This window comes from Nitrosomonas communis (assembly GCF_001007935.1).
In the GTDB taxonomy this organism is placed as follows: Bacteria; Pseudomonadota; Gammaproteobacteria; order Burkholderiales; family Nitrosomonadaceae; genus Nitrosomonas; species Nitrosomonas communis.
On the sequence record NZ_CP011451.1, the window covers coordinates 3,551,314 to 3,573,678 of the forward strand.

Consider the following 22,365-nt stretch of genomic DNA (forward strand, 5'->3'; position numbering starts at 1 on the left):
TGCAATGGTTCACAAGCCTACCCTGGAAGAAAATTTCCTCAGGCTACTTGCGGAATTTACCGCCGGCGATCCGATGCGCGAAGGTGTCTTATGGACCAATCTATCACGTTGCGAGATTAGTCGCCGCCTGGCTGAAATGGGCACATCAGCAAGTCGGTATACGGTACGTAAATTATTAAAGAAACATGGTTTAGGACAGCGTAAAACGCGTAAGAAAAAAACGCTGGGAGCCCATCCTGATCGGGATGCCCAGTTTCAAAACATTGCCAGACTTAAGGCAGCGTATATGGCCAAGGAAGAGCCCGTGATCAGTATTGATTCCAAAAAGAAGGAATTGATTGGCAATTTCAGTCGAGAAGGTTACACCTATACACAGACGCCTGTAGATGCTTTGGATCATGATTTTCCCAGTGCCGGTGAAGGCAAATTGATTCCGCATGGCATCTATGATCTGGCGCGAAACGAAGGGCATATGAACCTAAATACCAGCCACGATACCAGTGAATTTTGTTGCGACAGTATTGCGCATTGGTGGAAACAGCAGGGTTGCCAGCACTATCCCAAGGCCCGGCGGTTGTTGCTTCTCTGTGATGGTGGCGGCAGTAACGCCGCCAATCGACATGTGTTCAAGGAAGCTTTGCAGGTACTTGCCAAACGGCTGGGACTGGAAATTCGTGTTGCCCACTATCCGCCTTACTGCTCAAAGTACAACCCTATTGAACACCGGTTGTTTTCGCACATTACGCGTGCCTGCCAGGGTGTGGTGTTTCATTCGGTCGCCATTGCCAAACAATTTATGGAGAAGACTAAAACCTGCAAGGGTTTAAAAGTAACCGTGGATATATTGACCGGGATTTACGTTACAGGAAAAAAGTGTGCAGAGAATTTTCTTGAAAATATGAGGATCATCTTTGATGACTATCTTCCTCGCTGGAACTACCGGGCAGTCCCACAAACAATCTGATTTCGGGAAGTTATTTTTAGCTAAATCCTAATCTTCCCGTCGCAATTGGGGAAACAAAATAACATCCCGAATACTGGGGCTATCGGTTAGCAACATGATCAACCGATCGATACCAATTCCCTCTCCTGCCGTTGGCGGCAGTCCATATTCCAGTGCCCGAATGTAATCCGCATCATAATGCATAGCTTCTGCATCGCCTGCTTCTTTAGCTTTGGCCTGCTCTAAGAAACGTGTGGCTTGATCCTCCGGATCATTCAATTCTGAAAAACCATTGGCAATTTCACGACCTGCGATATAAAGCTCGAAACGATCGGTAATTTCTGGGTTATGATCATTGCGCCGCGCCAGAGGAGAGACCTCTGCGGGATAATCGATAATAAAAGTAGGTTCGAATAATAGATGTTCTGTGGTTTCATCAAAGAGGGAAAGCTGTAATCCGCCTAGCCCATCCTTAGGATTATACGCAATGTTCAATTCCTCCATCCGACCAATCAGAAAAGTGCGATCATTCAGCTGAGCAGCGGTATATTCCGGGTAATGCTTTAGTATCGCCTCAGTGATGGTCATCCTGGCAAAGGGTCGTGAGAAATTGATTTCACGCTCCTGGTAGGTGAATCGGACTGTTCCGAGTACTTTCATCGCGACTTCCCTCAACATGGACTCAGTTAAATCCATCAAATAAACATAGTCCTGGTAGGCTTCATAAAATTCCAGCATGGTGAATTCAGGATTGTGCCGGGTAGAAATGCCTTCATTCCTGAAATTCCTATTAATCTCAAAAACTTTCTCCATCCCGCCGACTACCAGGCGCTTCAGGTAGAGCTCAGGCGCAATGCGCAGATAGAGCGCCATATCGAGTGCATTATGATGAGTGATGAAAGGTCGCGCAGACGCACCACCTGGAATAGCATGCATCATGGGTGTTTCTACTTCAAGATAGTGCCTCGCTACCAGAAACTCCCGAATAGCCTGGATCACTTTAGAGCGTATTGTGAAAACCTGACGTGTCTCTTCATTGCTCATTAAATCAAGATAACGTTGGCGGTATTTCTGCTCCTGATCAGCCAGACCATGAAATTTCTCCGGCAATGGACGCAAGGATTTAGTCAGCAGCTGCAAATGAGTGACGCGTACAGATAATTCGCCCGTTTTGGTTTTGAACAAAACCCCCTCAGCCCCCAAAATATCACCTAAATCGTAATGCTTGAACGCTTCATGCTCAGCCTGGCCGGTATGATCATTGGAAACATATAGCTGGATGCGTCCACTCATGTCTTGAATGATGGCAAAACTTGCTTTACCCATGACGCGCTTGAACATCATACGCCCTGCTACCTTCACTACAATTTGCTCTGTCTCCAATGCCTCCTTGCTATGCGCGTGATAGTGATGATGCAATTCTGAGGCTAGGCTATCGCGGTGAAAATCATTGGGAAAAGCATTACGGCTTTTGCGCAGCTCGGCCAGTTTAGCACGCCGTTCTGCAATAATATGGTTTTCGTCCTGGGAAATGGCAGATTGAGTTTCTTGAGTCATAACAATTTAAAATACTTGATAAAATTCGGTTCTGATCTGTTTAAGCAGCTTGCGCTGCGTTCATTTAACACATTTATTCTGGTTTTTGCAGGTCAAACACACTCTATAATAAGATGGCCTGTATTATAGTTCTTTTAATGATCGCATTCGCAACCCAATTAGAAAGATAAATTTGTGAACACCTTAACTATTTCTTCAAATTTCATTCGTAATATTATTGATGAGGATAACCGTAGCGGTAAATGGAATGGACGAGTAGAAACACGTTTTCCACCAGAACCCAATGGTTATCTCCATATTGGCCACGCCAAGAGCATCTGTCTCAATTTTGGCCTTGCTCGCGATTATGGTGGTGTCTGTCATTTGCGCTTTGATGATACTAATCCAGAAAAAGAAGCCCAAGAATACGTAGATGCCATCTGTGATTCTGTCAGATGGTTGGGTTTTGATTGGGGAGAGCATATTTATTATGCATCTGATTACTTTGAGAAACTATATGAATTCGCTGAATATCTGATAACAAAAGGTCAGGCGTATGTCGATAGCCAATCCGCAGAGGAAATCCGGCAATTGCGCGGCAGCTTGATTCAGCCAGGGCAAAATAGCCCTTATCGCGATCGCCCCGCAGCAGAAAGCCTGGATTTGTTCCGGCGCATGCGTGCAGGTGAATTCCCAGATGGCACACATGTATTACGCGCTAAAATTGACATGACTTCTCCCAACATTAATATGCGCGATCCGGTCATTTATCGTATTCGCCATATTCATCATCAGCGGACTGGTGATAAGTGGTGCATTTATCCCATGTATGATTTTACTCATTGCATCTCAGATGCACTTGAACATATCACCCATTCTCTTTGCACGTTGGAATTTGAAGACCATCGCCCACTGTATGATTGGGTGTTAGACCAGTTAGTTGAGCAAGTTCCCTGCCATCCCCAGCAAATCGAGTTTGCCCGGCTCAATCTCACTTATTGTGTGATGAGTAAACGCAAGCTGATTGAGCTGGTAGAAGGTCATTTCGTGGAGGGATGGGATGATCCCCGTATGAATACCCTGGCGGGTCTGCGTCGCCGTGGCTATACCCCGGCATCAATTCGCCTGTTTACTGAACGTATCGGCATCAGCAAAGCGGATTCCTGGATAGACATGACCGTTTTAGAAGATTGCCTGAGAGAAGATCTCAATGAGCATGCTTTACGCCGAATTGGCATATTAAAACCATTGAAACTCATCATTGATAATTTCCCGGAGGATCAGGAAGAAGCATGTTATGCACCGAATCATCCGCAAAAGCCAGAATGGGGTAAACGCATGTTGCCCCTGACCAAAACCGTTTATATTGAGCAGGATGATTTCATGGAAATTCCGAGCAAAGGCTATTTCCGCCTCTCACCTGGGGCAGAAGTTCGGTTACGCTATGCCTACCTGATAAAATGTGTCTCTGTGGTCAAAAATGACCAAGGCATGATAGAAGAAATACATTGCGTTTATGATCCAGCTACCAAAAGCGGCACAGCCGGCGCCGATATCCGCAAGGTCAAGGGAAATATTCACTGGTTATCTGCCAGGCATGCACAACCAGCAGAAACAAGAGTGTACGATCGGCTATTCAATCATCCCTACCCTGATACTGGCGACAAAGACTTTAAATCCTACTTGAATCCTCATTCAAAACAAACCATAACCGCCTTGGTTGAACCTTCGCTACTTGACGCACAAACTGAACAATGTTTCCAGTTTGAACGTCATGGCTATTTTGTGGCGGATCGCATGGAAACCCAACCTGGAAAACCGGTATTTAATCGCGCGGTTACTTTACGTGATACATGGGGAAAAATGGCTCAGGAGCAAGCGCCTATCACAGCTAAAGGGCGTTCTAAATAAATCTGAAGCAGACTATTGATTAACTGGCACCGCTCGCGGCTCCCCATCCACTATTATCAATGGGTCAATCACTGAAACCACCCTTCAGATATTAACCATTCTCATTTAAGAAATGCGATAGATTGTGCTATTGTCATGTTTTATGAGATTACTTTAACAGGGTAGCTGCATTAAGCGGATGCAGTTACTGTATTATTTTGATTTAGGAGAACTCAATGAAAAAATCTATCGCATCGCTGCTGTTATTGTTCACACTGGCATTCTTTTTTCCAACCGCAACAATGGCAGCTGATTACCCTATTCAAATTGGAGAAAAACTGGCTACTGGTGTCGCCAATGCAGTCACTGGTGTAGTAGAAATTCCTAAAACCATGATGATTAAGGGTCGTAGTCAAGGCGCTGCCTATGGCATGACGGCTGGTTTCTTTACTGGGCTTGTTCATGCAATAGGACGTTCTTTGTGTGGAGCACTCGATATTGCCACTTTTCTGATCCCAACTACACCCATACCGAATCCTGCCTATATATGGGATGATTTCAACAGAGAAACGACTTATTCCGCTTGGCGCATGCGCTAGGATATAACGTAATTTTTATATTATTTTTCCAGAATCCACTCTACAGCTGATTCTGGAGAAAATGCTATCCTTGCCGAATGTTATACCCACATCAGGCAGCAGCAGTAAATCAACTATTTCTCATGCTGCCACAGTGCCCATCGGACATGCTCACGTACTAATGGCGAAGGATCATGATTGCGCGCTTGCAGCGCCTCAATGACCGCCGGAGATGAGGGTGCATTGCCCAACCCAACTGCAATATTGCGCAACCATTGCTCATATCCGATGCGACGGATAGGGCTACCCGCAAGTTTTGATTCGAACTCTTCCTTGCTCCATTGAAACAATTCCACCAGTGAGATATCATCCAAACCATTACGCACGGCGAAATCGGCTTCTTGTGTAATTTTGGCAAATTTATTCCAAGGACAAACCAATTGACAGTCATCACAACCATAAACCCGATTGCCGATTAGCGTACGCAAAGCTTCAGGAATACTACCCTTAAGCTCAATAGTCAGATAAGAAATACATCGTCTTGCATCTAACTGGTAAGGCCCAATAATGGCCTGGGTAGGACAAATATCGATGCAGCGGGTACAGCTACCGCAATAGCTTTCAACCGGATCGTCTACAGGTAGCGGCAAATCAGTATACATTTCTCCGAGAAAAAAGTACGACCCCCCTTCTCTGGATAACAACAAAGTATGCTTGCCACGCCAGCCAAGGCCTGATTTCTTTGCCCACTCTACTTCCATTACTGGCGCACTATCGGTGAAAACTCGATAATTAAATGGACCTATTTTGCCCGAAATGTTATCAGCCAGTTTCTGCAGTCGTATACGCAGCACTTTATGATAATCACGCCCAACAGCATAGCGTGAAATAAATGCTTTGTTGCCATCCTCGAGAATACTCCAACCCTCCTTCACTGCTGGCGGAGTATAATTCATTCGTACAGAAATCACGCGCAGCGTGCCAGGTACTAGCTCTGCAGGGCGAGTTCGCTTGGTGCCATGTTTTACCATATAATCCATGTCACCATGGAAACCTTTATCCAACCATGCAGATAGTTCTGCTTCAACTGAAGACATGTTAGCATTAGCATCAGCAACACGCACATCTTGAAAACCAAGCTGTCTACCCCAATTTTTGATAGATTCTTTTAACAAAATAACATCTAGTGATGAATTTGTGGAGGTCTCTTCTTGCATAATCCTTTTCTTTCTGATCCCGGTTCAGAGCAATCTTTTATTTTACAGCTTGCCGATGAAACAGCAACGTTAGCGCTGGGTGAGAAGTTTGCTAATATATTGCATCCTGGTTTAATCGTTTTCCTTTGTGGCGACCTCGGAGCCGGGAAAACCACGCTAACACGCGGCATCTTGCACGCGATGGGTTATCAGGGGAAAGTGAAAAGTCCAACCTATAATTTGGTTGAGATCTATAAATTCTCTAGGCTATACTTGTATCACTTTGATTTTTATCGTTTCAACGATCCCATTGAGTGGGAAGAAGCCGGTTTCCGTGATTACTTTAATGAGAACACAATTTGTCTACTAGAGTGGCCAGAAAAAGCTGATAAATTATTACCAGATGCAGATATAAAGGTTTTTTTTCGATTTCATCAATCGGGTCGGGAAATTAAGATTCAGGCTGGAACTGAAAAAGGAAAACTATGCTTAAAACATTGGTAACCTCTGCAACTACTTCCCCTATCATTGCAGCTAGACTTCCTCAGGTTTTATTGCTAGCTTGTTTCTCATTAATATGCACGTTCATTACCTTATTTAGCCATAGCGCCTTCGCCAACACAAAGATTACTTCTACACGTCTTTGGGCAGGTCCAGAATATACCCGCCTGACGCTTGAATCCGATTTACCGATCAACTATACCCTCGATACATTAAATAATTCCAGAAGAATTATTCTGAATCTGGAAGGGGTAACGCTTACCCCTGCACTGGAAAGCCTGCCGGGAAAAGTTGATGCTAAAGATCCTTTTATTCGTGATGCGCGCGTAGAACGCTCAAGACCTCAGATGCTCCGCCTGATTATCGGACTAAAAATGAACGCTGCGCCTAAGACATTTACCCTTGATCCTATGGACGGATTTGGTCACCGCCTTGTCTTGGATATCTATCCGCCCGAACAGGCTGCCATATCTAATAAAAAAGAAGATCCCTTAATGGCACTGGTACAAGAATTTGAAACCAGGGTGCCGACGAAAAATAATAGTCACAAGCCGCCAGAAGGATTATCAACAAATCTTGATCGTAATGCCCGCAAGCCATCAAAAAATTATATCGTGGCGATTGATGCGGGGCATGGTGGTAAGGATCCCGGTGCAATTGGGCCGAGTGGTACCCGAGAAAAAGATGTCACTCTCGCTATTGCAAAAAAGCTTAAGGCCAGAATTGATAAGGAAGCCAACTTGCGTGCGGTATTAATCCGTGATAATGATTATTTTCTCCCCCTGGAAGAACGACGCACCAAAGCACGCCGCGCAAATGCTGATTTGTTTATCTCTATTCATGCGGATGCTGTCCCGAGGCTTCAAGTGCGCGGCTCTTCTGTCTATGCATTATCTGAAAATGGAGCAACTTCCACGACAGCAAACTGGTTAGCAAAAAAAGAAAATGAATCCGATTTAATCGGAGGAGTTAAGCTTGATAATAAGGATCACTATCTTAAAAAAACATTAATAGATTTATCGTTAAATGCGACTATCAATGATAGTATCAAGCTTGCCGGAAACGTACTATCTGCAATTGGTAATATCAATCCTCTCAACAAGAGGAATGTAGAACAAGCAGGCTTTGCCGTACTCAAATCACCGGATATTCCTTCCATTCTGGTGGAAACCGCATTTATCAGTAATCCAAATGAGGAAGAAAAATTAAGAAGTGAAACATACCAGGATAAAATGGCGAATGCGATCACTGCCGGAATTAAGCGCTATTTTTCTAGCAACTCAGGATTCGCACGCACTGAAGTCGCTCAGTCTGAGTAATGATTACCACACGCTGTATTTATTTCCACATTCTGTCAATCACTGCTATAAATAGAAAATAGCAATCCCAGAATGGGACAAATACTTGTGCCAATCAAAAAAACCAAGGATCATATCTTTACAGATGAACCAAATTCTCAACAAGAAGTTGATTCGTTCCAAGAAACTCTATGAGCGCTACCAGAAGATCACTTATGCCGGATGCTTCCCTCCGGCAATACCCAGAGAGGGTTGATTTAACAAGCCTGACTCATTTACGCATGAAAAAAAGGTGATTAGGTACATTTAGTCGTTATGACGCTTTTGCCAGAGCAAAAAAACTTTTAATCATGCAGCAAAAAATAAGAATAGCGATTGGATTACTTAATATTTTTTGTTATTTTAATTTTGTTTCTTTGTACTTAACATGTTTTCTTACCACTGGATCATATTTGGTAAGCTCTAGTTTTTCAGGTTTAGTGCGCTTGTTTTTGGTTGTGGTATAAAAATGACCTGTTCCAGCTGAAGATTCCAGTTTGATTTTTTCACGCATAATTACATTCCCATCTTAATTAAAGTAAAGGCTGTTACCTTATACACTAAACACACTAACTAAACGTTCCCGCCACGCGCACGCATTTTGGCAAGTACAGCATCAATTCCATTTTTATCAATAGTACGCAGTGCTGCATTGGTCAAGCGTAAGGTAATCCAACGTTTCTCACTTTCCACCCAGAATCGGCGGTGTTGTAAATTTGGCAGAAAACGACGTTTTGTTTTGTTATTAGCATGGGAAACATGATGACCAGTCATGGGCCTTTTACCAGTCACTTCGCATACTCGCGCCATGGTTACGTACTCCTCATTATAAAAACAAATAATTATATCCTGATTCAGATGAATTCTTCAATTCATATCAGACCCTGTTCAGCAAACGAAAGCGTGTCTCGACCACCGATAATGAAATGATCCAATACCTTGATGTCGACCAGTGCAAGCGCCTGTTTCAGCGATTGAGTCAGTATCTCATCAGCCTTACTGGGCTCTGCAACGCCAGACGGATGATTATGCGCAAAAATTATCGCCGCCGCATTATGATATAAGCCACGTTTAACGACTTCACGCGGGTAGACACTGGCTTGAGTCAGTGTGCCCGTAAATAATTCCTCAGTAGCAATAGTGCGATTTCTGGCATCCAGGAAAATACCCACAAACACCTCGTGCTCCCTGCCACCCAGGCTAAGGCGCAAGTAATCACGCACTGATTGAGGCGAATCCATGATATCCCCACTTTTTAGTTCTTCTCTGAGCGCACGTTGCGCCATTTCCAGAACAGCCTGTAACTGTGCATACTTGGCCACCCCCATCCCAGGCAATTGACAGAGCGCCTCTTGATCAGCCAGGAATAATTCGGTCAGACTTCCAAAATGTTTTAATAACTCTCTGGCCAAATCCACTGCACTTTTTCCTGCAATACCCGTGCGTAAGAAGATGGCCAATAACTCAGCATCTGAAAGATGTTTTGCTCCTTTGTTCAGGAGCTTCTCACGCGGGCGTTCGGATTCAGGCCAGTCTGTAATTGCCATTGTTTAATGAACCAGATAAAAAAATCGTCGTGACTAAATTAACGGCTAATTTTTCCAAGAATGTAGTAAATTACTTAGGCTGGCTTATTCATATTTTTCTATTTTCCATTAATCCGCGTGTATAAATAATTGTGACAGATTCCCCGATTAAAAAGAGTGTGTTACTGGGTATCACTGGCGGTATCGCAGCGTATAAGGCTGCCGAATTTGCACGCTTACTGATACAAGATGGGTTTGAAGTACAAACCGTTATGACAGAGGCAGCTTGTCATTTTTTAGGACCAGCCACCTTACAGGCATTGACCGGTAAACCGGTCTACGCGCGGCTCTGGGATGAGGCTGTTAATAACAGCATGGCACATATCGAATTATCGCGTGCTACTGATGTTATTTTAGTGGCACCTGCCAGCGCTGATTTCATCGCCAAAATTGCTCACGGTCTGGCGGATGATCTACTGTCAACGTTATGCCTTGCGCGTAATTGCCCGTTGATGGTTGCACCCGCCATGAACCGCCAGATGCTCGAAAATCCTGCAACACAGCGCAACCTGACTATTTTGCAAAAAGATCATATTACTGTGCTTGGCCCTGCTTATGGCATACAAGCTTGTGGTGAAACCGGTATGGGGCGTATGCTGGAGCCACAAGCACTTTTGGAAGCCGTGCGCAATTTCTTTCAGCCAGGGCTATTACAAGGGAAGCGTGTGCTCATTACGGCCGGGCCCACTTTTGAAGCGATTGATGCAGTGCGCGGCATTATTAATTTAAGCTCTGGCAAGATGGGCTACGCCCTCACGCAAGCTGCCCTTGAGGCAGGCGCAGAAGTCACGCTCATTTCGGGTCCAGTCTGCTTAACCAGTCCTGTTGTTAAAAAACTCATCCCGATCACCAATGCTAACGATATGTTCACTGCGGTCAAGAATGAGGTAACTTTTAACGATATTTTTATCAGCGTCGCTGCAGTCGCAGACTATCGTCCTGCCATCGCTCACACCCAGAAGATAAAGAAATCCGATAATACAATGGTGCTGGAACTTGTTCCCAATCCAGATATCTTGCAATACGTTGCTAATTTGCCCGCCCCCCCTTTCTGTGTTGGTTTTGCGGCTGAAACAGAAGATATTGATCAAAACGCAGAAAGCAAACGCCGCAAAAAAAAGCTGCCGTTGCTTGTGGCAAATTTGGCCCAGGAAGCCATGGGAACAGATGACAGCACCTTAATACTGTTTGATGAGAAGGGCAAACATACGCTACCTAAAGCAGCCAAAATTGATCAAGCGCGCCACTTAATCGAGCATATCGCCACCTTATATCAACAATATCCTAACTAATTCGTTTGGTATGAAAAAAATTGACATCAAAATTATGGATTTGCGACTAAAAGATCAACTGCCAGCTTATGCCACGCCCGGGTCGGCAGGACTCGATCTGCGCGCATGTACTGAATATCCCATTCAACTACAACCTGGTGAGGCACAATTAATTCCCACCGGTATCGCAATTCATTTGAATGATCCAGGTTTAGCGGCAATGGTGTTACCTCGCTCTGGCCTCGGTCACAAGCACGGTATCGTCATGGGAAATCTGGTCGGATTGATCGACTCAGATTATCAGGGACAAATTTTTGTTTCTTGCTGGAACCGTGGACAGTCAGCGTTCCTACTCAACCCGTTAGAGCGTATTGCCCAACTGGTGATTGTTCCTGTGTTGCAAGCGCAATTCAATATAGTTGAAAATTTTGAACCTACCACCCGTGGTGAAGGGGGTTTTGGAAGTACAGGCAAATGTTAAGGTGTCGATTCTTCACGCTCATTATTTTGCTGCTGCTCGCGGTGGAAAGCTCAGCGACTCAAACCGTACCGCCAGCGATTCCTCTTAAGATTTTAAATCACAGGCTCTCGGCAGAAATAGCGCATACTCCAACTGCGCGCTCCAAAGGATTAATGCATCGCACGCAATTAGATAAAAATAGTGGCATGCTGTTCATTTTTCCCAAAACAAATATTTATAGCATGTGGATGCTCAATACTTTTATTCCGCTCAGTGTGGCGTTTCTTGACGAGAAAGGAGTCATTCTCAATATTGCCGATATGTCTCCGCACTCACTCGCTTCGCATTCTTCAGCACAACCAGCCAAATATGCGCTTGAAATGAATCTTGGCTGGTTTACTGAAAAAAATATAACAACTGGGGTTCAGGTAGAAGGGCTCGAACAGGCACCCCAAGCAGAATAAAGCTAGAATAAATTTATCCTGAGAAGGTTTTTTCCTTCTCCCATAGAGCCTGCTTAATTCTAGCGCATTTGGGGTAACATTCCTTTTACTGCGCGCATCATCTTGGCCATCCCCCCTTTATTGACCATTTTCATCATTTTGCGCGCCTGTTCAAATTGCGAAAGCAGGCGATTCACCTCCTGCACAGAGACGCCCGAGCCGACTGCAATACGACGCTTACGGGACGCCTTAATGAGCTCTGGCTTGGCACGCTCTTCTCGTGTCATGGCATTAATAATCCCTTCTGTGCGATTAATTATTTTATCGTCCACTTTCATATTCTGGGCTGCTTGTGTTAATTGATGCGGCAGTTTATCCAGCATGGCACTCATTCCACCCATTTTTTTCATCTGCTGGAATTGCATTTTGAAATCATCCAGGTCGAACCCTTTGCCTGATTTCATTTTTTTCATGAGCTTCTCAGCTTCTTTCTGATCTGCGCTACGCTGTGCTTCTTCAATCAGCCCCAGTACATCGCCCATACCGAGGATACGAGAAGCCATCCGATCTGGATAAAAGGGTTCGAGGCCAGTCAATTTCTCGGCCACACCAGTAAACTTGATCGGTTTACCCGTCACATGCCGCACCGATAAAGCTGCTCCGCCGCGTGCATCTCCATCCAGTTTAGTTAAGATCACACCTGTCAAAGGAAGCGCATCAGCAAATGCCTTGGCCGTATTGACAGCATCTTGCCCCTGCATTGCATCAACCACAAAAAGTGTTTCGATCGGTTTTAGCAGCACCTCAAGTTCAGTGATCTCGTCCATCATCGCTTGATCAATACCGAGGCGGCCTGCGGTATCAACGATTATGATGTCATGATGATGTTTGCGCGCATAATCCAGGGCAGCCACGCAGATGGCTGCGGGTTGCTGCCCTACTTTTACCGGGAAGAAATCAGCGCCAACCTGGCTCGATAACAGCTCTAATTGATCAATTGCGGCGGGTCGATAAATATCGCAAGAAACCAGCATTACTTTTTTCTTTTTATTATCTATCAGCCATTTAGCCAATTTACCACTACTGGTGGTCTTCCCTGCACCTTGCAACCCTGCCATGAGAATAACGGCAGGCGGTACGGTGTTTAGGTTGAGATCCGCTTTTTCTCCTCCCATGATGGCCATGAGTTCTTGATGCACCACGCCTACTAATGCCTGTCCAGGAGAAAGACTTTCCATGACCTCCCGACCGATAGCCTTTTGTTTTACCCGCTCAATAAAATCCTTGATAACAGGTAAGGCCACATCAGCTTCGAGCAGCGCCATGCGCACCTCACGCATGGCAGCTTGAATGTTACTCTCGGTTAACCTTGCTTCTCCACGCAGTGATTTGATCACACCGGAAAGTCGACTCGTCAAATTGTCAAACATAGCTATCCCTCAAAAATAATTGGCGCTAATCGCATAACACCATAAAATAATAATTTGCTAAATTCTAATAATAGCGCTTTAAATTTATACCAGTGCAAGGTAGACTGAACAAATCAGCTTTTTGATCAGTATATATTTGTATATTAATGCCCAGCATTCTAGTTTATATTTCAGCTTTTTTGTTTTATGCATTGGTTGGATGGTATTTCTGGCGTAGTCGCTGGAAAAATCAATCCATCTCTCCCAAGGCTAAGGCTGACATAAATGCTCCATCAATTGCCACATGGGAGCACTTCCTTATACTTGTTCCACTCACACTACATGGCTTCATCCTTTATCAATCCATCTTTGTAAATGATGGGCTCAGTTTTGGTGTGGGTAATGCAATTTCATCGATTGTATGGCTGACAGCTTTAATTTACTGGTTCTCAGGTTTCTTTTCACGGCTGCAGGAACTACAGAATTTGATCGCACCCATCGCAATGGTGGCAGCAATCGCGGTATGGCTGCCGTTAGTACTACCTTCTCTGCGCCCCCTTGCCAACACTGAATTACCTGCATTTAAAGCACATCTGCTGATTGCTCTGCTTGCCTATAGTCTGCTTACTATTGCAGTACTCCATGCCATTCTTATGACGATCCTGGAGTATCGCCTGCATCATCCTGCCATGTCACGGATGCTGATGAATTTACCCCCGCTTCTTGTGATGGAAAAAATGCTGTTTCGCATTATCTGGGCAGGTTTTATCCTGCTCACTTTGACACTGTTTAGTGGCATAATATTCTCACAAGAAGTTTTTGGTCAATCGGTAACATTTTCCCACAAAACGCTTTTCAGTTTTATCTCTTGGGGAGTATTTGCAGCCCTGCTGGTAGGCAGGCATTTTTATGGATGGCGAGGACGTACTGCTATTCGTTGGACTTTAACGGGTTTTACTATTCTTCTACTTGCCTATATCGGTAGTAAATTTGTACTGGAAATTATTTTGCAGCGCTAGGAATAGATCCCATCCAGTGACAACTGCTATGAATATGCCCTCGCGTAGAAGATCCCAACTCCTCAGCAACTGCCTTATTCCATTTCCAAATCAAACATGACGCTATGGCGAGCCGCAGACAATATCAATCATACGGCAAGGTGAGCCGACAAAATCAGCTTTGATTTAGAAATGAAATGATACTAATTATTCTCCTTTTTTTGCCCGGATAGATATCGATCTAACAGCATGCCATTGCTGTCAATCAGTTCAACTTGCAGAGGCATTTTACCCAATGCATGCGTGGCACAGGAGAGACAGGGATCATAAGCACGCACGGCCACTTCGAGATGATTAAGCAATGCTTCGGTGATTTCCTGACCATCCAGGTAAGTATTCGCAACCACTCGCACGGATTCATTCATGGCCTGATTATTACTTGTGGTTGAAACGATCAGATTGGCTTGGGTAATCAATCCTTCCTCATTGACCCGATAGTGATGAAAAAGTGTGCCGCGTGGCGCTTCGATCACACCGATTCCTTCTTCTTGCTTGAGTCCTTTCGGAACAAGTAATTCAGAGCCGGTAATTTCCTTATCCAGCAATAAGGCATGAATTGATTCAGCACAATGCAGCATTTCGATCATTCTCGCCCAATGATACGCAAGCGTGTCATGGACAAAACAGCCCTGCCCATATTCCATAAAGCGCTTACGCGCAGCTTCTGCCAAGGGAGTGGAAATCGTATCACAATTATTGACGCGCGCCAGAGGTCCGACACGATACCAGCCTTCAGTTGGACCAAGTGCCGTTAAAAACGGGAATTTCATATAACTCCATGAGCGTACTTCTTCATGGATTATCTGATGGTAGTGACGGTAGTCAAACTGATCGAAAATCTTTTCCCTTGTTGCTGAGCTAGCACGCAGACCGCCATGATAAAACTCGATCTCTCCATTTGAGCCGATCATGCTTAAAAAAGGAGTATGCAGGGTTGCAAAATGTCGATGTTCGGGATGAGCTACATGAATGTGCTCATTAAGTGCTATTCCGTCCAAGCTCCAGCTCACAATAGCTTCAATCTCAGCGAGCAAGGCATCACGCTCAGTCAAGGTGAGTGATTTATTCATGCCACCTGGTATGGTAGCGGCACCATGAATACGTTTTCCAGTTACCGCCTCGATAATTTGCTGGCCATATTTGCGTAGCTTGACACCTTTCAAGCCGATTTCAGGGTATTTCTCCAAGATAACGGCAATATTGCGCTGTAAGGGATTACTGCCGAAACCAAACAATAAATCGGGAGCAGATAAATGAAAAAAATGCAGCGCATGCGATTGCAGGATTTGGCCAAAATGCAACAAACGACGTAGCTTGGTTGCTGTCGGTGTTAGTTGATCGACTCCAACCAATTGATCCATTGCCTTGGCTGCTGCCAGCTGATGGCTGACCGGACAGATGCCGCACAGGCGCTGAACGATAAAGGGCACTTCCCAGTAAGGCCGCCCTTGGATAAACTTTTCAAAACCGCGAAACTCGACGATATGAAAGCGCGCCTGCTGCACATGATTATCCTGATCCAGCAGCAAGGTAATGCGACCATGCCCCTCCACGCGGGTAACAGGATCAATGGCAATCCGTCTGGTTGTGCCGAGTGATGGTTTATCTTGCCCGCTAGTTGGCATGACTATTTTCAGGGAATACTGACTATTTCAGTATCCCACAGATAGGCAAAATTTTGGAATTTTTTTACAGCCTCAGTGCCTAAGTAGGATGCTTGCTTGCATGAATCCTGGGATGCAAAGGTTACATTGGTCCGCTATACCACAAATGTAACGTTACCCTAACAGCAATGGATCAAACTCATTCAATTTAGCTGTAAAATGACGATAAGGACTAACCAAGCAAACAATAATGATTGATTGCATACAGTTTATCTCCTCATTACTATAAATAGCGCAAGAAATTTATCCCTATGCTCATTGCAACACGTACATTTGGAACATATACTTGAATTCAACGATGATTATGCCAAGCCAGTTTGCGCTACTGGCTTCATTCCGCATGACTCCAGGGTTAACTGGAAAACTGACGAGGCATAACACAACATATAAGAATTAATACAACTCGCTTCGATAATTACTTTCTCAACAAAGCTACTGATATTATTTTATGAAGTTTCTTTTTGATCTCTTTCCCGTCATCCTGTTTTTCGTTACTTTTAAGATTTATGGCATTTATGCTGCAACTGCGGTAGCCATTGCTGCCACTTTTGTGCAAATCGGCTGGGTATGGTTCCGTCACCATAAAGTCGACAATATGTTATGGGCAAGTCTTGTAATTATCGTCATCTTCGGCAGCGCAACATTGATTCTGCAAGACGAAACTTTCATAAAATGGAAACCGTCAGTGCTTTATTGGCTGTTTGCTGTCGCACTATTATTGGCACCTTTAATCTTCAAAAAGAATTTGATCCGCACAATGATGAAAGAACAGATCAAACTGCCCGAGCCAATATGGGTTCATCTCAACACCACCTGGGCAGCATTCTTTGCATCAATGGGGGCTGTCAATCTGTTCGTGGCCTATAATTACTCCACCGAAACTTGGGTTAATTTCAAGATGTTCGGTTTTATGGGTCTGATGCTGGCTTTTATTGTTCTGCAAGGATTGTTTCTGGGAAAATATATCGAGAAGAACGACGGTAAGGAAATATGAAAACTTCCCGGATTAGCAACCACAGCTATATTTCTTTGTGTTAATTTATAAGTACCCTGGCATCTCAAAAAGTGAGCAATCAGCATCATGGATAAAAAGAAATTGGCATACCTACCACCCTCTAACAGGCATTACACTAATTAAATGACACGCCAGCAAGCCGCCAATCGGATGCTTCTTTTAACTCATGGAAAACACAACCACGAAGTACAAAGTAACAAATGATGAATAATCAAATTGCAGAGTATAATGCAGAATTAAGAAATAAGCCCGCATTAGAGATTGTACGTTGGGGCATTGCTCGGGCAAACCATCGTGCTATTGTGTCAACGAACTTCCGACCTTATGAAGCAGTGATTCTTCATCTCTGCGTTCAAGTGCAACCCGATATTCCAGTCATATGGGTAGATCATGGTTACAACCGACCAGCAACTTATAGATTTGCTGAGCAGCTCCGTAATCGTCTCAATCTTAATCTTAAGATTTATCTTCCCAAGCTATCCGCTGCTCATCGTGATGCCATTCATGGCCCAATTCCAGGTATTGACAATGAAGCTGAACTGGAGAAATTCAGTGCAATGATGAAATTAGAACCCTTTGAACGGTGCATGCAGGAATTGGCGCCTAACGTCTGGTTTACCGCATTACGCAAAGTACAAAATCCGTATCGCGCTACACTGGATATTCTCTCCGAGGATGAGACTTATCATACTATCAAAGTCAGCCCGGTTTTCTACTGGACAGACGCCGACATGGAAGCCTATCTTAAGCAATATAATTTACCAAATGAGTGGGATTACTTCGATCCAACGAAAGCTGATGAAAAACGTGAATGCGGCCTACACATTAAATAATGTGAGTTGACGAATGTGCACTAATCTTGCCTGAGGAGTACGTATATAGGCCGCACATTGATTCAAAATGAAGTTATTCTTAGCTTGATACCCATTTAGATACACTATTGGCATGGTTAACAACCATCAAGTAAATGGAATAAGAAATACTTCATATCGTTCAATCATCCTTGACTTCGTCTGCTTGCGCATGCTTTCCAACACAGACCGGATATCTTCAAATGCCCTCAGGCTGATTCGCTTGAGTATTCCTTCCTCATCCCCAGAGTCTACGATATCCACATGGTCATGAACAGGCTCTCAGAAAATATAAATGGATATCTTAAAATCATCTTCTTCAGACGTGACTAAGTTAGCCAATCCAGTCAGGAGAGGGATCGATTCTATAGTGCTGTGGTGCTGCCATACATTAATCAAGTGTAGACAATTGTTTCAGCTTAGTAATAATATTACCAAGGGTGAATTCAACACTACCTGAACCAATTTGGCTAAGTTGCTGTTTGTTCATGTCATGATATTCATCATGCAAACCTAGCCGTCCGATGATAATTTTCAAATCCGGGAAGCGCGCTTGAACACGTTTGCAAACATGGCGTATATGCGCTATTCCTCCAGGAGGAATAGATAGTATAGCCAGAACATCAGGTGATTTTTCTTCTATTAATTCTACTACTTCAGATACCATGACTCCGGGCTTAATCACATATACGTCCAGGCAACCAGGGTCGACCAGTTTAGCTAGCGTTTGGACGGCGATTTCATCGATATCGTCCTTCGCAGGCATTAAAAGCACCTTTTTCTTACTTTTCATCGTGGTAGGAATACTTTTCTCGGCCAAATCCTTCGTTACTTCACTAAGGTCGGTTACGACCTTATTATTCAGATCGACTAGTTCCTTGTACACATTTTTATCTAGCTTGCCAGAGTATAAATCGCCGCGCGCCAGAGCCAGTGCTGGAGCGACAATCTCGTCAAACGTTAATGCTAGCGATCCTTGATTATTACCAAGATCGGACTCTAGTACATCAAATGATTCGTCTTCGTCATTTGCTAATAACCTCTGGTAGTATCGATGAACTGACGATAAGGCCGGGCGGTCGCTTAGTAAAATATCAATAAATTTTAAATCCGGAATGTACCGGCTCATCACAACCAGACACACGGTCAGTGGTGAGGCAAGTATTAAACCAACCGGACCCCATAACCAAGTCCAAAAAGCCACAGCAATAAGTAATACTGTCTGGGATACGCCTATGCCGCGCCCATAAAGCAGAGGCTCAAGAATCATGTTAGTAATAAGTTCCAGAATTACGAACAGTGATATTACCTTTATGGTAATACTCCACTCCGGTGAAATCAGCAAACTGAGTGAAATCGGCAGTATGGCTGCCAGCCACGCTCCTAAATAGGGTATATAGCGTAACAGTGCCGCAAAGAATCCCCATAACAGGGGATAGGGTACCTCGAAGAGCCACAACCCGATACTAATAACTAAACCATAAAAGCAATTAATCAGTAGCTGTATTAGCAGATAGCGACTGACCCTATATCCAGCGTCTTCCAACGCGCGTGTGGTATCGGTCAGCTGGCCTGTGCCTATTAACGAGATTAATCGATCGCGCATATCTTCTCTGTTAATTAGCATGAAAATAACCAATACCAATATAAAGCCCAAATTCGCAATCGGCTCGAGCAATGGTCCGGCAAAAGACCATAGCTTTGACATACTAAACGGGCCTTCCTCTACAATTTTGACAGGTTGTGGAATGATAATCTCTTTATCTTTTGCGGCCGCAGGAGCTGAGTCGTCTTTTTTTTGCGCTAACTCCAGTTGATTTTCAATACGCTCAGTCACAGCCTGCAACTTTTCTAACGTTCCGTGGCGGCCGAGTTCCTGGTATTCAGAGATTTTCGCAGTAATATTCTCTTCATATTCTGGATATGAATCAATTAGACTGCTTATTTGTTGGGTTACTCCAAAGGTAGCCGCTAATAGTAATCCCAGCAGAACCGTGGTTGCAATTATCACGGCAGGAACGCGCGGAATAAAGTGATTCTCCAGCCAATTAACTGGAGATATGAGAAGAAAAGTAAACAGTATTGCAAGCGCTACTGGAATAATGATAACTTTAGCCCAGTACATCAAGGCTAATATTATCACAGCAGAAATGAGCATCGATACTCTGTCATCTGGACTTTTGATTTTGAAAGGATCCGAATTCATTTATGTCTCCTCCTTGATAACTCAGCTAAAAACATACTACCTGAACCCTGCAATTTTGTCGTAAACCAATTGTAAGTTTCTAATTACATCAGCATCTTTTTATGATCATTTGCTAATTTGATCATTCCTCAAATTTGAGATCGGATATAGATGGTTCTATATAAAATGTTGCAAAGTGCATAGACGGCAAAGAGCCGCTCGATGGAAGAGCCTTCCTTTTTCTGATTGTTTTAGTCTGGGTCCATTTTGGCTCAATGTCATTAAAGTTTGGAGAATAGGACAGTCGATATTCAAGCGTATGCCCGGCATTGACAAAGACAATTTTGATGTCCTGCTGCTTGTGGAACCCCGCGTAGTCCATAACAATCACGCAAGCGGGCAGGAGTTTGAGTAAAAGCTCCCGCGTAACCCACGCATGGAAGATTGAGGTATGCTGAGTTTTATGGAGTCCGAAGTTTCATTAAATATAGACACGAAATGGAGGATATAGATGGAATAATTACCCCGAACACGCTATAGCCAGGAGTTCCGCGAGCAATCGGTCAAGTTTTTTAAAGAAATTGGATTAACTCTGATTGAAGCAGCGAAACGGCTATCTTTACCTAAAGGGGCGTTAAAGGACTGAGTTTATGCTGACCGGCAAGGCGCACTTCACAACCGTAGGTAAGCACCAGAAGTCACTGACTGAATTTGAACTGGAGCTATCCAGGTTCAAACGTGAGTTGGCAGAAGTCAAGATGGAGCGAGGCGAGACTTCATAAAAAAGTGTGCGGCTTATTTCGCGAAGGAGTCGCGGTAAGATACGGCATGATTGATACGCTGCGACAGCAATATCCCGTTGCACTTATGTGCCGTGTACTCGATGTCTCAGAGAGTAGTTTCCATGCCTCGATTATTCGACCACCTTGTGAGCGTGAACAAAAAAAATGCACGGCTGGTAATAGAAATACTGGCTGCACACCAACGCAGCCGAGAAATCTACGGGGTGAAACGCATTAAAGCATGATCTCTTCCATGAGTGCTAAAGGTGATTGCTGGAATAATGCCCCTATGGAAAGCTTCGGGGAACTCTCAAAAATGAACTGGTACATCATCGAAAGTTTAAAACACGACTACAAACAAAAAAGGAAATTAACGAATATATCGAGATATTTTATAACCGGCAGCGCAAACAGGAAAAATTGGGTTATCTATCCCACCAGTAGAATTTACACAGCAATACTATGCAAATCTACTCGCTGCTTAATCATATGGACTCCATATTTGACAACACACTTCACTGGGAAGTGCGTGCAAGAAAACCAGTCCACGTCTAATCAATTTGCATGAAGTATTTTGTACAGTGTCGTATTTACTTAAGAAAGCTTTGCTGATTTTTTCAAGCTCTTGTACAGATCAGGATACTGTGCTTTTAGCATTGCAGCCACAATCAGATCATCTCGCTTAATTTTGGTCAAATCAATCCGATCAATATGAACTAAACGTACCAACTCTCTGACAGCTTTCGGTATTTCTCGCCCGCTCTCATAACGGGAGCCGCCACTTTGGGTTACTCCTACCTTGCTCCAGAATTCCAACTGATTAAGACCAAGTTCTTGCCGTATTTCCCTTGGGTTTGGTATTTTCTTAAAAAGTTTCATAATGTCTGTTCTCAGATATCATAATGTTTGTTTACACAAAAATAGACCGAAAGGTTTATTTTTTGTTCATTTTTAAGAAACCGATGCAATTGTAATAGTATTTGAATGTGAATTAAGAGCTGACTCGTAAAAAATTCCAGAAAAACAGAGCCGCAGCCAGCTTTCCGAATACATGTACCATAAGCCCGTTATAAGAACGCACTTTGCTGGCACATTCAATGCCTGTTTTTTCTTCAATCCAGGCAAATAAGGCTTCAATCGGTTGCCGCACGCGAGAAACTGCTGTCGATAACCATTGATCCTGTGGTTCCAGATGGTGCTGCCCTTTTTGTTTTTTAACCGGTGTCAAGACGGTCAGATTCTGAGCTCGCCTGATGCATTCAGCGTCAGGCCGTTGATAAGCTTTATCACCGTACAGCTCATTGTTGTACAATTGTGGTCGAATCTGATTAAATATTTTGCCATCATGGTCGCTGGCGCCAGTCACACCAATATACTCAGGGATCGGCAGTGAGCCTGGTTGGCGGCGCCCTATGATATGGACCCGCACACCATGATAGTACAACTTCTTGGTTGAGCAGTAGCCCGAATCCGCCAACTGTTTCGCTACACACGCGTTAAACCGACGACCTTGCCTCGCAAGGATGACCGGAAATGAATCAGTCAACCAAACCTGCCCGGCATTCCTGGTTTCCTGTTCTTGCTGAATCAGTGCTAATAAGGGTGCAAACACATCGGCTACCCGATTCAGACGCTGAACATAAGCCACATAACCTGGAAG

Annotated in this window: 22 protein-coding genes and 1 pseudogene; 12 read left to right on the plus strand and 11 right to left on the minus strand. The window is 44.1% G+C overall.

Features of this window, described 5'->3' with window-relative positions; genetic code table 11:
- The first annotated feature begins 4 nt into the window (after positions 1 to 4).
- Positions 5 to 964 carry an ISAzo13 family transposase gene (locus tag AAW31_RS15950; RefSeq protein WP_052752119.1) on the plus strand — a complete coding sequence of 320 codons (960 nt, stop codon included), beginning with the start codon at positions 5 to 7 and terminating at the stop codon, positions 962 to 964.
- 27 nt (positions 965 to 991) lie between these two features.
- Here the strand turns inward: AAW31_RS15950 and lysS are convergent, their stop codons facing one another.
- The gene (gene lysS, locus AAW31_RS15955; RefSeq protein WP_046850992.1) at positions 992 to 2,500 is read right to left on the minus strand and encodes a lysine--tRNA ligase; all 1,509 of its coding nucleotides are present in this window, start codon (positions 2,498 to 2,500) and stop codon (positions 992 to 994) included.
- A 174-nt stretch (positions 2,501 to 2,674) separates the two neighbouring features.
- On the opposite strand from lysS, the gene AAW31_RS15960 reads away from it, so the two are divergent.
- The gene (locus AAW31_RS15960; protein ID WP_046850993.1) at positions 2,675 to 4,390 is read left to right on the plus strand and encodes a glutamine--tRNA ligase/YqeY domain fusion protein; all 1,716 of its coding nucleotides are present in this window, start codon (positions 2,675 to 2,677) and stop codon (positions 4,388 to 4,390) included.
- 215 nt (positions 4,391 to 4,605) lie between these two features.
- Entirely contained in the window at positions 4,606 to 4,968 is a 363-nt protein-coding gene (locus AAW31_RS15965) for an exosortase system-associated protein, TIGR04073 family (RefSeq protein ID WP_046850994.1), read from the plus strand.
- 113 nt (positions 4,969 to 5,081) lie between these two features.
- Here AAW31_RS15965 and queG read toward each other — a convergent pair whose 3' ends face one another.
- Positions 5,082 to 6,164, minus strand: a complete 1,083-nt coding sequence (queG, locus tag AAW31_RS15970; protein WP_046850995.1) for a tRNA epoxyqueuosine(34) reductase QueG — start codon at positions 6,162 to 6,164, stop codon at positions 5,082 to 5,084.
- On the opposite strand from queG, the gene tsaE reads away from it, so the two are divergent.
- Both tsaE and AAW31_RS15980 read left to right on the plus strand, forming a co-directional pair.
- Positions 6,159 to 6,647 carry a tRNA (adenosine(37)-N6)-threonylcarbamoyltransferase complex ATPase subunit type 1 TsaE gene (gene tsaE / locus AAW31_RS15975; RefSeq protein ID WP_052752308.1) on the plus strand — a complete coding sequence of 163 codons (489 nt, stop codon included), beginning with the start codon at positions 6,159 to 6,161 and terminating at the stop codon, positions 6,645 to 6,647. The two genes, queG and tsaE, sit on opposite strands and share 6 nt — an antisense overlap.
- Positions 6,629 to 7,963 (plus strand): N-acetylmuramoyl-L-alanine amidase, encoded by a 1,335-nt coding sequence (locus tag AAW31_RS15980; RefSeq protein ID WP_082110500.1) that lies wholly within the window; start codon positions 6,629 to 6,631, stop codon positions 7,961 to 7,963. The genes tsaE and AAW31_RS15980 overlap by 19 nt, the downstream gene beginning before the upstream one ends.
- A gap of 376 nt (positions 7,964 to 8,339) precedes the next feature.
- On the opposite strand, the gene rpmG is transcribed toward AAW31_RS15980, so the two are convergent.
- The 3 genes from rpmG to radC form a co-directional block, all read right to left on the minus strand.
- Positions 8,340 to 8,495: a 50S ribosomal protein L33 gene (gene rpmG, locus AAW31_RS15985; RefSeq protein ID WP_046850996.1), complete on the minus strand. Its 156-nt coding sequence runs from the start codon at positions 8,493 to 8,495 to the stop codon at positions 8,340 to 8,342.
- Positions 8,496 to 8,554: 59 nt separating this feature from the next.
- Complete coding sequence (gene rpmB / locus AAW31_RS15990; protein ID WP_046850997.1) at positions 8,555 to 8,791, minus strand: 50S ribosomal protein L28; 237 nt, start codon at positions 8,789 to 8,791, stop codon at positions 8,555 to 8,557.
- A 62-nt stretch (positions 8,792 to 8,853) separates the two neighbouring features.
- Complete coding sequence (gene radC, locus AAW31_RS15995) at positions 8,854 to 9,528, minus strand: RadC family protein (protein ID WP_046850998.1); 675 nt, start codon at positions 9,526 to 9,528, stop codon at positions 8,854 to 8,856.
- Positions 9,529 to 9,659: 131 nt separating this feature from the next.
- Here radC and coaBC point away from each other — a divergent pair, with 131 nt between their 5' ends.
- The 3 genes from coaBC to AAW31_RS16010 are packed head-to-tail and all read left to right on the plus strand — an operon-like array spanning position 9,660 to position 11,762.
- Complete coding sequence (coaBC, locus tag AAW31_RS16000; protein ID WP_144412999.1) at positions 9,660 to 10,859, plus strand: bifunctional phosphopantothenoylcysteine decarboxylase/phosphopantothenate--cysteine ligase CoaBC; 1,200 nt, start codon at positions 9,660 to 9,662, stop codon at positions 10,857 to 10,859.
- Between the two features lie 10 nt (positions 10,860 to 10,869).
- Complete coding sequence (gene dut / locus AAW31_RS16005) at positions 10,870 to 11,319, plus strand: dUTP diphosphatase (protein WP_170828875.1); 450 nt, start codon at positions 10,870 to 10,872, stop codon at positions 11,317 to 11,319.
- Entirely contained in the window at positions 11,313 to 11,762 is a 450-nt protein-coding gene (locus AAW31_RS16010) for a DUF192 domain-containing protein (RefSeq protein WP_046851000.1), read from the plus strand. Before dut ends, AAW31_RS16010 begins: the two co-directional genes overlap by 7 nt.
- 59 nt (positions 11,763 to 11,821) lie before the next feature.
- On the opposite strand, the gene ffh is transcribed toward AAW31_RS16010, so the two are convergent.
- Complete coding sequence (ffh, locus tag AAW31_RS16015) at positions 11,822 to 13,171, minus strand: signal recognition particle protein (protein WP_046851001.1); 1,350 nt, start codon at positions 13,169 to 13,171, stop codon at positions 11,822 to 11,824.
- 146 nt (positions 13,172 to 13,317) lie between these two features.
- On the opposite strand from ffh, the gene AAW31_RS16020 reads away from it, so the two are divergent.
- Positions 13,318 to 14,169, plus strand: coding sequence for a cytochrome C assembly family protein (locus AAW31_RS16020; RefSeq protein WP_046851002.1), 852 nt, complete (start codon positions 13,318 to 13,320; stop codon positions 14,167 to 14,169).
- Between the two features lie 182 nt (positions 14,170 to 14,351).
- Here the strand turns inward: AAW31_RS16020 and AAW31_RS16025 are convergent, their stop codons facing one another.
- Positions 14,352 to 15,833 carry a Ni/Fe hydrogenase subunit alpha gene (locus AAW31_RS16025; RefSeq protein WP_046851003.1) on the minus strand — a complete coding sequence of 494 codons (1,482 nt, stop codon included), beginning with the start codon at positions 15,831 to 15,833 and terminating at the stop codon, positions 14,352 to 14,354.
- 487 nt (positions 15,834 to 16,320) lie between these two features.
- On the opposite strand from AAW31_RS16025, the gene AAW31_RS16030 reads away from it, so the two are divergent.
- Both AAW31_RS16030 and AAW31_RS16035 read left to right on the plus strand, forming a co-directional pair.
- Positions 16,321 to 16,866: a septation protein A gene (locus tag AAW31_RS16030; RefSeq protein WP_046851004.1), complete on the plus strand. Its 546-nt coding sequence runs from the start codon at positions 16,321 to 16,323 to the stop codon at positions 16,864 to 16,866.
- Positions 16,867 to 17,087: 221 nt separating this feature from the next.
- Positions 17,088 to 17,720, plus strand: a complete 633-nt coding sequence (locus AAW31_RS16035) for a phosphoadenosine phosphosulfate reductase domain-containing protein (protein WP_187426904.1) — start codon at positions 17,088 to 17,090, stop codon at positions 17,718 to 17,720.
- 409 nt (positions 17,721 to 18,129) lie between these two features.
- On the opposite strand, the gene AAW31_RS16040 is transcribed toward AAW31_RS16035, so the two are convergent.
- On the minus strand, positions 18,130 to 19,944 hold the full coding sequence (locus tag AAW31_RS16040) for an AI-2E family transporter (protein WP_046851005.1): 1,815 nt from the start codon (positions 19,942 to 19,944) through the stop codon (positions 18,130 to 18,132).
- 121 nt (positions 19,945 to 20,065) lie between these two features.
- Entirely contained in the window at positions 20,066 to 20,368 is a 303-nt protein-coding gene (locus AAW31_RS23785; protein WP_082110501.1) for a transposase, read from the minus strand.
- Positions 20,369 to 20,467: 99 nt separating this feature from the next.
- On the opposite strand from AAW31_RS23785, the pseudogene AAW31_RS20190 reads away from it, so the two are divergent.
- Positions 20,468 to 21,190: pseudogene (locus AAW31_RS20190) on the plus strand (IS3 family transposase); the annotation flags it as partial.
- 109 nt (positions 21,191 to 21,299) lie between these two features.
- Here AAW31_RS20190 and AAW31_RS16050 read toward each other — a convergent pair.
- Positions 21,300 to 21,584, minus strand: coding sequence for a helix-turn-helix domain-containing protein (locus tag AAW31_RS16050; RefSeq protein ID WP_046851006.1), 285 nt, complete (start codon positions 21,582 to 21,584; stop codon positions 21,300 to 21,302).
- A gap of 112 nt (positions 21,585 to 21,696) precedes the next feature.
- Entirely contained in the window at positions 21,697 to 22,353 is a 657-nt protein-coding gene (locus AAW31_RS16055) for a transposase (RefSeq protein WP_046851007.1), read from the minus strand.
- Between the last annotated feature and the right edge of the window lie 12 nt (positions 22,354 to 22,365).

Excerpts from the sequence above, each read along its gene's own strand:
- AAW31_RS15965 (WP_046850994.1), top strand. The coding sequence starts at position 4,606 with ATGAAAAAATCTATCGCATCGCTGCTGTTATTGTTCACACTGGCATTC.
- AAW31_RS16040 (WP_046851005.1), bottom strand. The coding sequence starts at position 19,944 with ATGAATTCGGATCCTTTCAAAATCAAAAGTCCAGATGACAGAGTATCG.
- queG (WP_046850995.1), bottom strand. The coding sequence starts at position 6,164 with ATGCAAGAAGAGACCTCCACAAATTCATCACTAGATGTTATTTTGTTA.
- rpmG (WP_046850996.1), bottom strand. The coding sequence starts at position 8,495 with ATGCGTGAAAAAATCAAACTGGAATCTTCAGCTGGAACAGGTCATTTT.
- AAW31_RS16050 (WP_046851006.1), bottom strand. The coding sequence starts at position 21,584 with ATGAAACTTTTTAAGAAAATACCAAACCCAAGGGAAATACGGCAAGAA.
- AAW31_RS16010 (WP_046851000.1), top strand. The coding sequence starts at position 11,313 with ATGTTAAGGTGTCGATTCTTCACGCTCATTATTTTGCTGCTGCTCGCG.
- dut (WP_170828875.1), top strand. The coding sequence starts at position 10,870 with ATGAAAAAAATTGACATCAAAATTATGGATTTGCGACTAAAAGATCAA.
- radC (WP_046850998.1), bottom strand. The coding sequence starts at position 9,528 with ATGGCAATTACAGACTGGCCTGAATCCGAACGCCCGCGTGAGAAGCTC.
- AAW31_RS15980 (WP_082110500.1), top strand. The coding sequence starts at position 6,629 with ATGCTTAAAACATTGGTAACCTCTGCAACTACTTCCCCTATCATTGCA.
- rpmB (WP_046850997.1), bottom strand. The coding sequence starts at position 8,791 with ATGGCGCGAGTATGCGAAGTGACTGGTAAAAGGCCCATGACTGGTCAT.
- AAW31_RS16020 (WP_046851002.1), top strand. The coding sequence starts at position 13,318 with ATGCCCAGCATTCTAGTTTATATTTCAGCTTTTTTGTTTTATGCATTG.
- lysS (WP_046850992.1), bottom strand. The coding sequence starts at position 2,500 with ATGACTCAAGAAACTCAATCTGCCATTTCCCAGGACGAAAACCATATT.
- AAW31_RS15950 (WP_052752119.1), top strand. The coding sequence starts at position 5 with ATGGTTCACAAGCCTACCCTGGAAGAAAATTTCCTCAGGCTACTTGCG.
- AAW31_RS16035 (WP_187426904.1), top strand. The coding sequence starts at position 17,088 with ATGATGAATAATCAAATTGCAGAGTATAATGCAGAATTAAGAAATAAG.
- ffh (WP_046851001.1), bottom strand. The coding sequence starts at position 13,171 with ATGTTTGACAATTTGACGAGTCGACTTTCCGGTGTGATCAAATCACTG.
- AAW31_RS16030 (WP_046851004.1), top strand. The coding sequence starts at position 16,321 with ATGAAGTTTCTTTTTGATCTCTTTCCCGTCATCCTGTTTTTCGTTACT.
- AAW31_RS16025 (WP_046851003.1), bottom strand. The coding sequence starts at position 15,833 with ATGCCAACTAGCGGGCAAGATAAACCATCACTCGGCACAACCAGACGG.